Annotated in this window: 16 protein-coding genes; 15 read left to right on the forward strand and 1 reads right to left on the reverse strand. The window is 40.0% G+C overall.

The window, feature by feature from the left end; genetic code table 11:
* The first annotated feature begins 14 nt into the window (after positions 1-14).
* The 13 genes from rsmG (at position 15) to glmU (ending at position 11,369) form a co-directional block, all read left to right on the forward strand.
* On the forward strand, positions 15-635 hold the full coding sequence (rsmG, locus tag V6260_RS17240; protein WP_341595374.1) for a 16S rRNA (guanine(527)-N(7))-methyltransferase RsmG: 621 nt from the start codon (positions 15-17) through the stop codon (positions 633-635).
* Positions 636-649: 14 nt separating this feature from the next.
* Positions 650-1,435, forward strand: coding sequence for a ParA family protein (locus tag V6260_RS17245; RefSeq protein ID WP_341595375.1), 786 nt, complete (start codon positions 650-652; stop codon positions 1,433-1,435).
* A 20-nt stretch (positions 1,436-1,455) separates the two neighbouring features.
* Complete coding sequence (locus V6260_RS17250) at positions 1,456-2,382, forward strand: ParB/RepB/Spo0J family partition protein (protein WP_341595376.1); 927 nt, start codon at positions 1,456-1,458, stop codon at positions 2,380-2,382.
* 142 nt (positions 2,383-2,524) lie between these two features.
* Positions 2,525-2,905: an ATP synthase subunit I gene (locus V6260_RS17255; protein ID WP_341595377.1), complete on the forward strand. Its 381-nt coding sequence runs from the start codon at positions 2,525-2,527 to the stop codon at positions 2,903-2,905.
* 15 nt (positions 2,906-2,920) lie between these two features.
* Complete coding sequence (atpB, locus tag V6260_RS17260) at positions 2,921-3,778, forward strand: F0F1 ATP synthase subunit A (RefSeq protein ID WP_341595378.1); 858 nt, start codon at positions 2,921-2,923, stop codon at positions 3,776-3,778.
* Between the two features lie 59 nt (positions 3,779-3,837).
* Positions 3,838-4,080 (forward strand): F0F1 ATP synthase subunit C, encoded by a 243-nt coding sequence (gene atpE / locus V6260_RS17265; protein ID WP_008112128.1) that lies wholly within the window; start codon positions 3,838-3,840, stop codon positions 4,078-4,080.
* Positions 4,081-4,121: 41 nt separating this feature from the next.
* Positions 4,122-4,592: a F0F1 ATP synthase subunit B gene (gene atpF / locus V6260_RS17270; RefSeq protein WP_341595379.1), complete on the forward strand. Its 471-nt coding sequence runs from the start codon at positions 4,122-4,124 to the stop codon at positions 4,590-4,592.
* A 16-nt stretch (positions 4,593-4,608) separates the two neighbouring features.
* Positions 4,609-5,142, forward strand: coding sequence for a F0F1 ATP synthase subunit delta (gene atpH, locus V6260_RS17275; RefSeq protein ID WP_341595380.1), 534 nt, complete (start codon positions 4,609-4,611; stop codon positions 5,140-5,142).
* A 14-nt stretch (positions 5,143-5,156) separates the two neighbouring features.
* Positions 5,157-6,698 (forward strand): F0F1 ATP synthase subunit alpha, encoded by a 1,542-nt coding sequence (gene atpA, locus V6260_RS17280; protein WP_341595381.1) that lies wholly within the window; start codon positions 5,157-5,159, stop codon positions 6,696-6,698.
* A 60-nt stretch (positions 6,699-6,758) separates the two neighbouring features.
* A complete protein-coding gene (gene atpG, locus V6260_RS17285) occupies positions 6,759-7,619 on the forward strand; it encodes a F0F1 ATP synthase subunit gamma (protein ID WP_008112136.1) in 861 nt (286 codons plus the stop codon).
* Between the two features lie 33 nt (positions 7,620-7,652).
* On the forward strand, positions 7,653-9,038 hold the full coding sequence (gene atpD / locus V6260_RS17290) for a F0F1 ATP synthase subunit beta (protein ID WP_008112138.1): 1,386 nt from the start codon (positions 7,653-7,655) through the stop codon (positions 9,036-9,038).
* A gap of 13 nt (positions 9,039-9,051) precedes the next feature.
* Positions 9,052-9,471, forward strand: a complete 420-nt coding sequence (locus V6260_RS17295) for a F0F1 ATP synthase subunit epsilon (protein WP_341595382.1) — start codon at positions 9,052-9,054, stop codon at positions 9,469-9,471.
* A gap of 539 nt (positions 9,472-10,010) precedes the next feature.
* The gene (gene glmU, locus V6260_RS17300; RefSeq protein ID WP_341595383.1) at positions 10,011-11,369 is read left to right on the forward strand and encodes a bifunctional UDP-N-acetylglucosamine diphosphorylase/glucosamine-1-phosphate N-acetyltransferase GlmU; all 1,359 of its coding nucleotides are present in this window, start codon (positions 10,011-10,013) and stop codon (positions 11,367-11,369) included.
* A 28-nt stretch (positions 11,370-11,397) separates the two neighbouring features.
* On the opposite strand, the gene V6260_RS17305 is transcribed toward glmU, so the two are convergent.
* Positions 11,398-12,240: a LytTR family DNA-binding domain-containing protein gene (locus V6260_RS17305; protein WP_341595384.1), complete on the reverse strand. Its 843-nt coding sequence runs from the start codon at positions 12,238-12,240 to the stop codon at positions 11,398-11,400.
* Positions 12,241-12,384: 144 nt separating this feature from the next.
* Here V6260_RS17305 and V6260_RS17310 point away from each other — a divergent pair, with 144 nt between their 5' ends.
* Both V6260_RS17310 and V6260_RS17315 read left to right on the forward strand, forming a co-directional pair.
* Entirely contained in the window at positions 12,385-13,614 is a 1,230-nt protein-coding gene (locus tag V6260_RS17310) for an acyltransferase family protein (RefSeq protein WP_341595385.1), read from the forward strand.
* A gap of 83 nt (positions 13,615-13,697) precedes the next feature.
* On the forward strand, positions 13,698-15,491 hold the full coding sequence (locus V6260_RS17315; RefSeq protein WP_341595386.1) for a choice-of-anchor I family protein: 1,794 nt from the start codon (positions 13,698-13,700) through the stop codon (positions 15,489-15,491).
* The last annotated feature ends 422 nt before the right edge of the window (positions 15,492-15,913 follow it).

The following is a 15,913-nucleotide window of genomic DNA, read 5'->3' on the forward strand; positions in this document are numbered from 1 at the left end:
TATAAGGGTACATAGTGTTACAGCAACAATTAACTACATTGTTAGCGCAAACTGATATTGCGCTAACAGAAAAACAGCAGCAACAGCTGATTCGTTACGTTGAGTTATTAGATAAGTGGAATAAAGCTTATAATTTAACTTCGGTACGCTTACCTGAAGAAATGATGATTAAGCATATTATGGATAGCTTAGTTGTTGCGCCTCATTTACCCGGTCATCATTATATTGATGTTGGTACGGGCCCTGGTTTACCTGGTATCGTTTTAGCTATTGCATTACCTGATACACAATTTGTATTACTAGATAGCTTAGGTAAACGTGTACGATTTTTAATGCATGTTAAACATGAGCTTGGTCTTGATAATGTAACCCCTGTTCAGTCAAGAGTTGAAGAATATCAACCAAGTGTTAAATTAGACGGCGTACTAAGCCGTGCATTTGCTTCATTACAAGATATGGTTGACTGGTGTTCGCACTTAATTGATCATTCTGGTAAATTTATAGCGCTTAAAGGCGTGTTTCCTAGTGAAGAACTAGAGTCATTACCCGCTGGCGTTAAGTTTGAGCAAAAAATTGAATTAGAAGTACCTAAGTTAGATGCACAACGACATTTAATTATTCTTTCTAAAGACTAGGGATCAGAGACACAGTGGCAAAAGTCATCGCATTAGCAAATCAAAAAGGTGGAGTGGGTAAAACTACAACCGCTGTAAACCTCGCTGCGTCTATGGCTGCAACGAAACGTAAAGTGCTGTTAATTGATCTCGACCCGCAAGGTAATGCAACTATGGGTAGTGGCGTAGATAAGTACGGTGATGTACCAACTATCTATGATTTACTTATTGAAAATAAACCTATAGAAGACGTTATTATCGAAGAAACGTCTGGCGAATACCATATGATTGCTGCAAACGGTGACGTAACTGCTGCAGAAGTTAAACTGATGGAGTTATTTGCCCGTGAGGTGCGTTTACGTAACGCGCTTGAAAAAATTCAGGAGCAGTACGAATTTATATTTATTGACTGTCCACCTTCTCTAAATATGTTAACTGTCAACGCAATGGCCGCAGCTGATTCTATTTTAGTGCCAATGCAATGTGAGTATTATGCACTTGAAGGGTTAACCGCATTAATGGATACCATTACGCAACTTGCTAAGTTGGTTAACCCTAACTTAAAAATAGAAGGCATACTTCGTACTATGTACGATCCGCGTAACAGGTTAGCGAATGATGTATCAGAACAATTAAAACAACATTTTGGTGATAAAGTATACCGCACTGTAATACCACGTAATGTTCGTCTAGCAGAAGCCCCAAGTTTTGGTGCTCCTGCTATGTACTATGACCGGGCATCAAGTGGCGCTAAAGCATATTTAGCACTTGCTGGTGAAATGTTACGCAGAAAAGAAAAAGTAGCGTCAGTTGTCGCCTAACTTTGAGGTAAAAGAATAATATGTCTGCTAAAAAACGAGGTTTAGGCCGAGGGCTCGATGCTCTTTTAAGTTCATCAAAGCCTACACCGAACGCAAGCAAGGAACAAGACACATCAAATGTGACTAAAACTGTACAAAATATAGCTGAGTCAAATAACAGTGAGCTACAGAAACTCCCTATTGAGTTTTTACATTCAGGTAAATATCAGCCGCGTAAAGATATGTCTGAAGAAGCGCTAGAAGAGCTAGCAAGCTCTATTCGCTCACAAGGGATTATTCAGCCAATTGTAGTGCGCCCTGTTGCACACAATAGTTTTGAGATTATAGCGGGTGAGCGTCGTTGGCGTGCAGCACAAATAGCTAAGCTTGAAACTGTACCTTGTATTATTAAAGATGTACCAGATGAAGCGGCTGTGGCTATAGCACTGATAGAAAATATTCAGCGTGAAGACTTAAATGCCATGGAAGAAGCGGTTGCGTTAAATCGCTTACTCAATGAGTTTGAACTAACACATCAGCAAGTAGCAGACGCCGTTGGTAAGTCACGTACAACAGTAACCAACTTGCTTCGTTTAAATAACTTAAACAGCGATGTTAAAATTCTGTTGGAACATGGCGATATTGAAATGGGCCATGCACGTTGTTTATTAGCCCTAGAAGGTGAATCACAATCAGACGCTGCGCGTTTAGCTGTTGCCAAAGCACTCACCGTTCGTGAAACTGAAAAACTGGTACGTTCTATTTTAGAACCGGTACCAGCAAAAGAAGTGGTAGAGAAAGATCCTGACGTGAAGCAGTTAGAACAACAGCTTGCTGAAAACCTAGGTGCCAAAGTTGAAATAAATTACAATAAAAAAGGTAAAGGTAAGCTTGTTATTTCTTATACTAATTTAGACGAACTTGACGGCATTTTAAATCGCATTAATCAAGACAATACCCACCATTAGTTTTCTACATGTCTAAAAAGAGACATTTGTAGTTATTTCGTGTTACAAAGCCTCTACTCAAGTTGCAAAACTGGCAGGATTAAGTATAATTTCGCCAGTTTTCACACCCTAACAATTAGAACGCAATAAAGGTTAACTAAACGTGACTGATAAGTTAGCGAGTCCATATCGACTTGCGGTATTAAAGTTAATTTGCCTTCAGGGTGTTGTAGTATTAGTTGCTGCTGTAATTATTTGTTTTAGTTCGGGAGTCAATGCCGCGCTTTCATCATTCGCTGGTGGAGTTGTCGCAGTACTTCCGCACTTTGTATTTGGTCTTTATGCATTCAGACATATGGGTGCAAGCCGAGCAAATCAAGCGTATACCTCGTTGAAACGCGGTAACGGATTAAAATTTATGCTAACAATTGTATTGTTTGCGCTAGTACTGAAGCATTTCCCGGTAATTTTATTACCTTTTTTTAGTACTTACATACTGGCGCTCTTTACTGGATTGTTCGCACCCGTTTTTTTTAAACATTAACTTTTGGGATATAACATGGCAGCAGAAGAAGTTACTCTATCTGGCCATATCCAGCACCATTTGACCAATGCTAAGATGTGTTCGACCGATACAGGTCTCGCCTTCAATAAAGCATGTACGGATAGTGGTTTCTGGACATGGCATATAGACACCCTCGCATGGTCTATCGGTTTAGGTCTTATATTTTTATGGATCTTTCGTAGTGCCGCTAAAAAATCAACACTAGGTGTACCTGGGAAATTTCAATGTTTCATTGAAATGGTAGTAGAGTTTGTTGGTGACAACGTACGTGATACTTTCCATGGTAAAAGCAAGCTTATTGCACCATTAGCATTAACAATATTCGTTTGGATATTTTTAATGAACTTAATGGATTTGATACCAGTTGACTTTTTACCTGCATTAGCTGGCTTTGTTGGTGAAACAGCGTTTGGTATGGATTCACACGATGTGTACATGAAAATTGTACCAACCACTGATATCAACATGACAGCAGCACTTGCGCTAGGCGTGTTCATTCTAATGATTGGTTACTCAATTAAAATTAAAGGTATTGGCGGTTTTATTAAAGAACTAACACTTCACCCGTTTAGTTCAAATAATATGGCACTACAAATCCTTTTAATCCCATTTAACCTATTACTAGAACTTATCGCACTGGTTTCTAAGCCGTTTTCATTAGCACTGCGTTTGTTTGGTAACTTATATGCAGGTGAATTAATTTTCATCTTGATCGGCGCTATCGGGTTTATGCAATTACCATTGCATTTTGTTTGGGCTGTATTCCACATCTTAGTAATTGTATTGCAAGCATTCGTATTTATGATGCTAACAATCGTATATCTAAGTATGGCTAGCTCAGATAATCATTAATTTTACATTTACAATTTTACTTTACTTTTAACTTTACAATTGAAACTTTGGAGAAATAAATGGAAGCTTTAGAATTATTAAACGGCTTAAAATACATCGCAGTAGCTTTACTAATTGGTTTTGGTGCAATCGGCACAGCAATTGGTTTTGGTAATATGGGCGGTAAATTCCTTGAAGCATGTGCGCGTCAACCTGAGCTTGCACCATCGCTACAAGTTAAAATGTTTATCCTTGCTGGTCTAATCGATGCTGTAGCAATGATTGGTGTTGGTATCGCGATGGTATTGTTGTTCGTACTTTAATTTTATTTTTTGAACAGCTTACTATTTAAGGAGGAGCGGTTGTGAACTTAAACGCCACTCTTATCGGTGAATTAATTGCGTTTACGGTGTTCGTATTATTTTGTATGAAATACGTATGGCCACCACTAAACGGTGCAATTGAAGCTCGCCAGAAGAAAATCGAAGATGGTTTAGCTGCCTCTGATAGAGCCGAGAAAGACTTAGAACTAGCGCAACAGAAAGCTGCACAGCAGCTTAAAGATGCAAAGGCTCAAGCGGCTGATATCATTGATCAAGCTAAAAAGCGTGCCGTGCTAATTGTTGACGAAGAAACTGTTCGTGGACAAGAAGAGCGTGAAAAAATTATTGCTCAAGGGCACTCTGAAATTGAATCAGAGCGTAACCGTGTGACAGAAGAGCTACGTAAGCAAGTAGCAACTCTGGCTGTGGTTGGCGCAGAAAGAATTTTAGAGCGCGAAATCAATCAAGCCGCACATAGTGACATCGTTGAAAAACTTGTCGCTGAGCTGTAATTAGGAGGGTATGAGCATGTCTGAATTGACTACTATCGCTCGCCCATACGCTAAAGCGGCTTTTGAACTTGCCGTTGAAAAAGGCGCTATTGAAAGCTGGAATGACATGTTGTTCTTTGCTGGCCACGTTGCCAGCAATGAACAGGCATCTACCATTTTAGCTGGATTGCCTACTGCTACTGCACAAGCTGAGTTATTTATTAACTTATGCGGTGAGCAGCTCAACGAACAAGGTCAGAACCTAGTTAAGGTGATGGCTGAAAATGGACGTTTGATTGCACTACCTGAAGTTGCTCATTTATTTTCTGCTTTAAAAGCAGACTATGAAAAAGAAATCGATATTGATGTGGTTTCGGCAACACCTCTAGCTGCGGCGCAGCAAGAATCACTGGTAGCGGCACTTGAAAAACGTTTCGCACGCAAAGTTAAGCTGAATTGTAGTGAAGACGCTACAGTGATTGGCGGCCTTATTATTAAGGCAGGTGACACTGTAATTGACGGCTCTTTACGCGGTAAATTAAATCGCTTAGCCACAACACTACAATCGTAATTGGGAAAAAGAGCATGCAACTTAATTCCACTGAAATTTCAGATCTGATCAAACAACGTATTGAGCAGTTCGAAGTTGTAAGTGAAGCTCGTAACGAAGGTACAATTGTATCTGTTACTGACGGTATCATTCGCATCCACGGTCTAGCTGACTGTATGCAAGGTGAGATGATTGAGCTTCCTGGCAACCGTTATGCTATCGCACTAAACCTTGAGCGCGACTCAATTGGTGCAGTAGTAATGGGTCTTTACGCTGACCTTACAGAAGGCGTAAAAGTATACACAACTGGTCGTATCTTAGAAGTTCCTGTTGGTGCGGGTCTACTTGGTCGTGTTGTTAACACACTAGGTGCTCCTATCGATGGTAAAGGCGCTTTAGATAACGACGGTTTTGAACCTGTAGAAAAAATTGCACCAGGTGTAATCGAGCGTCAATCTGTAGATGAGCCAGTACAAACTGGTTACAAATCTATCGATGCAATGATTCCAGTTGGTCGTGGTCAGCGTGAGCTTGTTATCGGTGACCGCCAAACAGGTAAAACTGCACTAGCAATCGATGCAATCATCAACCAAAAAGACACAGGCGTTAAGTGTGTGTACGTAGCGGTTGGTCAAAAAGCATCTACTATTGCTAACGTAGTACGTAAATTAGAAGAGCACGGTGCACTTGCAAATACTATCGTAGTTGTAGCATCTGCTTCTGAATCTGCGGCACTTCAGTACTTAGCACCGTTCTCGGGCTGTACTATGGGTGAATACTTCCGTGACCGTGGTGAAAACGCATTAATCGTATATGATGATTTATCTAAGCAAGCTGTTGCTTACCGTCAAATCTCATTGCTACTTAAGCGTCCACCAGGCCGTGAAGCATACCCAGGTGACGTATTCTACCTTCATTCGCGTCTTTTAGAGCGTGCATCACGTGTAAACACTGATTACGTTGAAAAGTTCACTAATGGTGAAGTGAAAGGTAAAACAGGTTCATTGACGGCATTGCCTATCATTGAAACTCAAGGCGGTGACGTTTCTGCGTTCGTACCGACAAACGTTATCTCTATCACCGATGGTCAGATCTTCTTAGAAACTGACTTATTCAACTCAGGTATCCGTCCGGCAGTAAATGCTGGTATCTCGGTATCGCGTGTTGGTGGTGCTGCACAAACTAAAATCGTTAAGAAACTAGGTGGCGGTATCCGTCTAGCCCTAGCTCAGTACCGTGAATTAGCTGCGTTCTCGCAGTTCGCATCTGACCTTGACGATGCTACTCGTGCTCAACTTGAGCATGGTGAGCGTGTAACAGAGCTAATGAAGCAGAAACAGTACGCGCCAATGTCTGTTGCTGAAATGTCTTTGTCGTTATTCGCAGCTGAGAAAGGTTACTTGCAAGACATCGAAATCTCTAAAATCATGGATTTCGAAGCGGCATTACTTTCTTTCGCAAATAGCACATACGCAGAGCTTATGGCTCAAATCAATGAAACTGGTAACTACAACGCCGAGATCGAAGCGCAGCTTAAAGAACTTCTAGAGAAGTGCAAGTCTACGCAAACTTGGTAATTTAGTTATTAATGGTGCGCTTTAGTCCGCTAAAGCACACCTTGATTCGGAGAGAGAGTCATGGCCAGCGGAAAAGAGATTAAAAGCAAGATCGGCAGTATTAAAAATACTCAAAAGATCACTAGCGCAATGGAAATGGTTGCTGCGTCTAAAATGAAAAAGGCGCAAGAACGAGTGGCTTCAAGCCGTCCATACGCTGAAAAATTACGTAAAGTGATTGGTCGTGTTGCTCAAGCAAATCTTGATTTTACTCACCCGTTCTTAGAAGAGCGTGAAGTAAAACGAGTTGGTTATATTGTTATCTCTACTGACCGTGGTCTATGTGGTGGTTTAAACTCTAACGAGTTTAAAAAAGTCGCATTAGACATTAAAGCGTGGAAAGAGAAAGGCGTAGATGCTGATTTTGCTACTTTAGGTAGTAAAGCAGCTGGCTTCTTTCAACGTTTTGGTGGTCAAGTGCTTGCTAAAAAAGCAGGTCTTGGAGATAAGCCTTCAGTACAGGACGTAATTGGTCCGGTAAAAATAATGCTAGATGCATTCTCTGAAGGTAAAATTGACCGTTTATTCCTGGTATATAACAACTTTGTTAATACCATGAAGCAAGAGCCAATAGTAGATCAGTTACTCCCTTTGCCAAAAGCTGAAGAAGAAGTATCTACACATGCGTGGGATTACTTATATGAACCAAACCCAGAGGCTATTTTAGAGTCTTTGTTAGTACGTTTCATTGAGTCTCAAGTATACCAAGGTGTAGTTGAAAACGCTGCCTCTGAACAGGCTGCCCGCATGGTTGCAATGAAAGCTGCAACTGATAATGCCGGTGACCTTATGGATGAGTTACAGCTTGTATATAACAAAGCTCGCCAAGCAGCAATCACACAAGAAATTAGTGAGATTTGTTCTGGTTCAGCAGCAGTTTAATGCTTCAGGCAAAGATTAACGAGAGGAATAGACATGAGTTTAGGTAAGGTCGTCCAAATTATCGGCGCCGTTGTGGATATCGAATTTCCACAAGACAGCGTGCCAGCCGTATATGACGCGCTAAAAGTAACAGATGGCGATTTAGCTGGTTTGACTTTAGAAGTTCAACAGCAGCTAGGTGGCGGTGTGGTACGTACTATCGCACTAGGTACTACAGACGGTTTACGTCGTGGTGCTTCAGTAGAAAACACAGGCGAAGCAATTCAAGTTCCAGTTGGTACTAAGACCCTAGGTCGTATCATGAACGTACTTGGTGAGCCAATTGATGAAGCAGGTCCAATCGGTGAAGATGAGCGTATGTCTATCCACCGTGCAGCACCTACTTACGAAGAGCAATCAAGCTCAGTTGAACTTTTAGAAACGGGTATCAAGGTAATCGACCTTGTATGTCCATTTGCTAAAGGTGGTAAAGTTGGTTTATTCGGTGGTGCCGGTGTTGGTAAAACCGTAAACATGATGGAACTTATCCGTAACATCGCAATCGAGCACAGCGGCTACTCAGTATTCGCAGGTGTTGGTGAGCGTACACGTGAGGGTAACGATTTCTACCATGAAATGAACGATTCAAACGTACTTGATAAAGTATCGCTTGTATACGGTCAGATGAACGAGCCACCGGGTAACCGTTTACGCGTAGCGTTAACTGGTCTTACTATGGCTGAAAAGTTCCGTGACGAAGGTCGTGATGTACTTTTCTTCGTAGATAACATCTACCGTTACACACTTGCGGGTACAGAAGTATCTGCACTACTTGGTCGTATGCCATCAGCGGTAGGTTACCAGCCTACACTTGCTGAAGAAATGGGTGTGCTTCAAGAGCGTATCGCATCTACTAAGACGGGTTCAATTACTTCAATCCAAGCGGTATACGTACCTGCGGATGATTTAACAGATCCATCTCCAGCAACAACGTTTGCTCACTTAGATGCAACAGTAGTACTTTCACGTGATATCGCATCACTAGGTATTTACCCAGCGGTAGACCCTCTTGATTCATCTTCACGTCAACTTGATCCACAAGTAATCGGTGAAGAGCATTACGGTATAGCGCGTGGCGTTCAAACAGTTCTTCAGCGTTACAAAGAACTTAAAGACATCATCGCGATTCTAGGTATGGACGAGCTTTCTGACGAAGATAAGCAACTTGTATCTCGTGCACGTAAAATCCAGCGTTTCCTATCTCAGCCATTCTTCGTGGCAGAGGTATTTACAGGTGCGCCAGGTAAATACGTTTCACTTAAAGACACAATTGCAGGCTTCAAAGGTATCTTAAACGGTGAGTTTGATGATATGCCAGAGCAAGCGTTCTACATGGTTGGCTCTATCGAAGAAGCTCAAGAAAAAGCCAAAAGCATGTAATTAGGAGGGTAGTATGGCAGCTATGACTGTACATCTTGATGTAGTAAGTGCTGAAGAGAAATTATTTTCTGGTTTAGTAGAGTCTATTCAAGTATCTGGTAGTGAAGGTGAGTTAGGTGTAAACGCCGGTCACGCCCCACTACTAACTGCCCTTAAACCTGGTATGGTACGTTTGGTTAAGCAATTTGGTGAAGAAGAGCTCATCTATATTGCTGGCGGTACATTAGAAGTTCAACCTAATATAGTGACCGTACTTGCAGATACAGCTGTTCGTGGTGAAGACCTGGACGAAAAAGCTGCAGAGCAAGCTAAACGTGACGCAGAAAGCCAAATGGCTAATGCGTCCGCTGCTGAGTTTGATTATCAAAAAGCAGCTATGCAACTAGCGGAAGCTATTGCACAACTTCGCGTAATCCAACAATTACGTAAGTAAGCCTATCCGGTTTTAAAAAGCCCACTTGATGTGGGCTTTTTTGTGCCTGTTTGGATGACACTAATGATTTTTCCGAAAGCTTTAGTGTGACGCCAAAAAAAGTGTTTGAGATTAGCAGAGCAGAAGATGTTATTCGAGATGTAAATTTTTCGAGTTCAGGAAACATTTTATCTTTAGCAATGATAGATCTAGTTAACAATGAGCTTGTGAGACTTTCATTAGAGAAAAGCGATTAATTTGAGTATGTGTAAGTGATATGCCTGCTAGTAACTTTCACGCATATGGCAAACATATACTTAACGCCGATGAATTAGTTAAATAAAAATGAGCACCCCACAGGTACTTCATTATAATTTTTACTTATATCCTTAACCAATCCTCGCTACAATAACGCCATTCAATTAAGTCTATTTTTTCAGTCAAGATTCAGTGCTAGTAAAATAAGCTACTGAGTATTTGCACAAGAAGTGGTTTACGTAATCTTCTGATTAAACATAAGACTTATTTAGCTAAAACAACGAAAAAAGGAAATTGTTTTAATGGCTCTAACAACAGTTATTCTTGCTGCGGGTAAAGGTACTCGTATGCGCTCTGCTCTACCTAAAGTTCTGCACAACGTTGCAGGTAAACCAATGGTGCAGCATGTTATTGATAATGCAATGGCATTAGGTGCAAGAACCACAAACTTAGTTTACGGACATGGCGGCGAACTATTACAAAAACAACTTGCCGATAACGATGTAAATTGGGTACTCCAAGTAGAGCAACTTGGTACTGGCCACGCAGTAGCGCAAGCTAACTCTCATATCAATGATGAAGACACGGTATTAATTTTATACGGCGATGTACCACTAACAAAGCAATCAACACTAGAGCGTTTATTAGCTGCAACACCTAAAAATGGTTTAGCGGTATTAACAGTTAATTTGGTTAACCCAAATGGTTACGGCCGTATGCTACGTGAAAATGGCAAGCTTGTTGGTATTGTTGAGCAAAAAGATGCAAGTTCAGAGCAGTTACTTATTAGCGAAGTAAACACCGGCATTATGGCGGTTAACGGTAAGCTTTTAAAAACATGGTTAGGCAATCTATCTAACAATAATGCACAAGGCGAGTACTACTTAACAGATGTCGTTGCAATGGCTCACAGTGAAGGCGTAGAAATCACGTCAGCTCAGCCAGATCATGCAATGGAAGTTGAAGGTGCAAACAACCGCGTACAACTTGCAGGCTTAGAACGTGCTTATCAAGCATGGCAAGCAGAAGAGTTAATGTTAAATGGAGCCACCCTAGCCGATCCTGCTCGCATTGATGTACGTGGCGACGTTAAAACAGGCGAAGATGTATTAATTGATATTAACGTTATTTTTGAAGGTAACGTAATCCTTGGTAATAACGTACAAATTGGTCCTAACTGTGTCCTTAAAAACTGCACCATTGGCGATAACGTGGTAATAAAAGCGAATACCCTAATTGAAGATGCAAGTGTCGCTACTAAATGTACGCTAGGTCCTTATGCTCGCTTACGCCCTGGTGCGGTAATGGAAGAAGACTCCCACATTGGTAACTTTGTTGAGATGAAAAAAACTCGTTTAGGTAAAGGCTCTAAAGCTAATCACTTGAGTTACTTAGGTGATGCCGAAATTGGCGAAAAAGTGAATATTGGCGCGGGTACTATTACCTGTAACTACGATGGGGTTAATAAAGCAAAAACCATTATTGGTGATAACGCCTTTATTGGCTCTAACTCATCGCTCGTTGCACCAGTAAACATTGGTGCAACTGCAACAATTGGTGCAGGCTCTGTGATCACCAGTACCGTTGAAGATGAGCAGCTTGCAATAGCACGCTCTAAACAGCGTAATTTAACGGGTTGGAAACGCCCAGTTAAAAAATAATAATTAGAGGCTACTTAGGTAGCCTTTTTTATTTTAGTTGAAGTTTAAATTGCTCTTTATAGCGTCTAGATAGGTTTAGTACTTTACCTGTTGTTAGTTTTATTTCACTGTCGCCACTGGGGAGTGGTGTAATGGACTCCACTTTATCGAGTTTAACGCCATGGCTGCGGTGAATTCTACAAAACCCCTGTACTTCAAGTTGTTTGCTCAATGCTGTAAGCGTTGCCCTTAACGGATATATACGTGAGCCTATATGTAGATTTACATAATTACCCGACGATTCAAGCCAATCAACATCCTCTATTTTTATAATGAATTCCTTACCGAGCTTTTTAACTAATAAGCGATTTATGGTCGATGTTATTTGCTGTTCATTTTCTTCAATTGCAGAGGCTTCACCTAGCAATTGCTGCATCACATATTGATATACTTTGATAAGTACGATGAAAAACACAAAGCTTATAACGTCTTTCTGGTATTCATAAATAAGCTCAAACCAACTAAGTCCAAAGTTGTAAGACCCATCATTCAACAAATATATGAATTTACGAACCCCTACCATAATGCCAACGTGTAACATGCTAAATATAATAGAGGCACCAAAGTACATACATAAGGAAGCCGTAATATTTTGCCAATTAAAAGGTAAGCGTCTTAAAAGCCAAATTAAAATAGGGAATATAAGTAAAGTACTCAAGGCACTTGAATACTCCCAAACAAATGGTTCCCACATTGAAAAAGTTAAAGCGCCTCCTCTTTGGGCTTCCATTATTTGGGTTGTAGCGTTTACTGTATTATTAATTAATACGTAAGCACACAGTAATACTGATGCGTAAATGCTTTGAAAACGTTGAAAGTGCTGTAGGTTCATAAATGTATTCTTATTGCTGACGTGGCACGCTTATCCCTGTATACCACCTTTTATCACTATTGCTTGTAATATAAGCACTTGTAGATAGTTTTAGCGAGAGCTTTGGGTATGAATAACGCATAAAATTCATAAAGTAGTTAAAGCATGAGCACTCAAGTACAACAATCTTCATTAGCTAATTCGCGTAAATATTATCTTGATTGGCTTAGGGTAATCGCATTTGCGTCGCTAATTTTTTATCACATAGGCATGTTGTATAGCGAAAACTGGGCATTTCATTTTAAGAGTAATTACACATCGCAGTATATTGAATATTTAATGCTGGTGTTTTCACCTTGGCGGATGTTGCTCATTTGGTTTATATCGGGCGTAGCACTGCGTTTTATGATTGATAAAGTAAGCGGCTTTAAGTCTTGGTTATTGCTCACTTTAACTCGTTCCATTTTTTTACTATTACCCTTGCTGGTGGGGTTATGGCTAATAGTGCCTTTACAGCTGTTTGCAGAAATGTCACAACAAGGTGTTATTAATATTAGCTACTGGCAATTTTATTTAGCTTTTATAGAGACGAATAATACGCTTTTTATTAATTATCAGTCTGGTGTGTGGCCGAATGTGGATGTAAATCACTTATGGTATTTGCGCTCGTTGTGGCAATTTATGCTGATCATTATTGTTTTAACTTTTTTTGCACGCTTGCCCTTTATTGCGCCTTTAAAAGTATTTGTTAAAGGCTGTGTGTCATTTGGGCTTTTAATTACCTTACTTATTGTTGCCGTACTATTTACAAGACATTACTTAACTGGCGATTCAATTAGAGAGACTAACGGCTTAATACTGTTACTCGCAGGATACATGCTCGCTAAAAACACTTACTTTTGGAACTGCTTAAATAAAAACTTGGTAGTACTGGCTTTGAGTTTTGCGATTTTGTTCGTACTTATAATATTAAGCTATCAAAAGGCGTTTACTCTTCCTCATTTTATTTTAAGCGGTAGCTACAATATTCAACGTGTTGTAGGTGTATTTTTTGTACTTGCGCTCGCTCACCGATTTTTAAATTTTAATACCTACTATTTAAAGCAGCTCAATGCATGGGTGTTTCCCTTTTATTTATTGCATCAAAGCATTTTGATTATTTTGTGTTTTTTACTACAGCCTTTAAGTTTAGGGCCTGTTGCTGAACCATTCATCATTATTTTAGGGACTTGGTTTTTTTGTGGTGCTTTTACATGGGGTATAACACGCATTGATGTATTTAGACCTTTTTTAGGAGTTGCAATTAAACGAGAGTATTCCTCGACTGTAAAAATGATTGGCTATAAGACCGCTTTAATTTTAATTACTCCGCTAGCGTATAAGCTAATTACTTAAGCTAAGAGGCTGTATTAAAATTGCCATAATCTTGTCATGCCTGTGTGTTGATATTTAGCAAATACAATACTAAGGAAAATCACATGTTTAAAAAATCAATTATTGCGCTGTCGCTTATATCTGTTCTTACTGGTTGCTCACTTGATGGTGACGATGGCCAAAACGGCTCCCAAGGATTACAGGGAGAGCAAGGCGCAAATGGCATTAATGGGATAAATGGTGTAAATGCTAATTCAGTATTAAATATTAGCCTCGTAGGAAGAGGAGTATTAAATGCACAAAGTCCAGAAGGTGCCGCTGAAATAGTTGCTTACCAAGCATCTAAAAAATGGATTTACGCTATTAACAGTTCAGGCGATGACGCTGTTATTAATATTTTACCCGCCGACACCTTTGATACTGCCGCACTCGTTAAAGATAACGAAGGTGTTATCAGCGCCACAAATTTAACGTCCGTTATTACGCTGTCTTTAAATGAGCATACCCAAGGCGATGCAAACAGCATTGCTATTGATGAAAATAATAATTTACTAGCGGTCGCAATGGCTGCTAAAAGCACGGGTGATACAGGTCAAATTGCTTTTTACGATATAAGCGGCGACTCACCTGTATTTATTAAAAATATAACGGTCGGATTTTTACCAGACATGGTGACGTTCACCCATGATGGCGCAAAGGCAGTGGTTGCTAACGAAGGTGAACCAAGTGGCGACTACAGCGTAGATCCTGAAGGTTCTATTAGTATTATCGATATAACAAATAATGTAATAGCTGATACGGCAATAAATATTGATTTTAAAGCCTTTAACAACCAACAAACCGAACTAGAAGCGCAAGGGGGAGTTTTTGCAAACCCAAATGGTCGTACTATTAACGGTAATCTAATAAATACCACCGTAGCTATGGATTTAGAGCCCGAGTACGTTAGCATTTCTAAAGATAACAAATACGCTTATGTATCTATTCAAGAAAACAATGCACTTGCAATAGTTAATCTACAAGACAACAGCCTTGAGCTAAAGGGCTTAGGCTTTAAGGATTGGTCAAGCCTACAACTTGATGCCTCAGATAAAGATGGCGGCGTTAATTTTAAATCATACCCAGGGCTCTATGGTATGTACCAGCCCGATACTATCTCAAGCTTTAGTTGGAAAGGCGCAAATTTTATAGTTTCGGCCAACGAAGGTGGCGCAAGAGAATACTTTTTTGATACAACGGATGAAGCAGACTGTATAGCAAAGGGCGGACTTGATTACGATAAAGACGACGGCTGCTTAGCTTATATAGATGAAAGCCGTGTTGAAGATTTAACCCTTGCTGCTAATTTTGATTACTTAAATAACAACAATAACGATATTGGTCGTTTAAAAGTAAGTACAGTAAAAGGCGATACTAATAACGATGGCCAATACGAATCACTTTATGCCTACGGTGCACGTTCGTTTACTATTTGGGACAGTAATGGGCTGGTGGTGTTTGATTCAGGTGACGATATAGCACGTATAACAGCATCTGTGCATGGTGAATCATTTAACAATAATGAAGATGAAAACAAAGGTGACTCACGTTCAGATGATAAAGGCGCAGAGCCAGAAGCGCTGACTATTGGTAAAATTGACGATCGTACATTTGCTTTTATAGGTTTAGAACGTATGGGCGGTATTATGGTTTATGATATTAGCAATCCATATAATGTGCAGTTTGAAGACTACTTCTATAATAGAGGCTTAATTAAAGACGCTAATATTACAGGCGATTTAGCGCCTGAAGGAATGGTATTCGTTCCAGCAGAGCAAAGTGCAACAGGAAACCCACTCTTAATCGTTGGAAATGAAATATCAGGCTCCATTGCCGTATGGGAAATAGCATCTAAATAAATCTTTAATTTTAAATAAAGCTGTGTGTTGCTTGTTTAACATACAGCTTAGTTTAAACCTTACTAATGCATCATCAATAGATACATATATAGTGCGTATTTTTTAAACTAAAAGTATCCTGTAGCCCTTTATTTGTATAGCTTTCATACTAAATTCATTTAATTGTCAAAAAGCTGAAATAAAACATTGACCCCCGCTCGAATCTCCCTATAATGCGACCCCACTGAGACGGGAAACGCCAACGCATAGCGAGGCAGTAGCGGCTCAGAGAGTTAAATAAAACTTCGGTTTTAAACCTTCCAAAAGAAAGTTTAAAACAAAGTATTGACTCGAAAAATAAAGGGTGTATTATTCGCATCCCTTGAGACGCTAAAGCGACTCAAAACGTTCTTTAACAATATAAAGCAATCATCTGTGTGGGC

This window comes from Pseudoalteromonas aliena (genome assembly GCF_038155085.1).
Taxonomy (GTDB): domain Bacteria; phylum Pseudomonadota; class Gammaproteobacteria; order Enterobacterales; family Alteromonadaceae; genus Pseudoalteromonas; species Pseudoalteromonas aliena_A.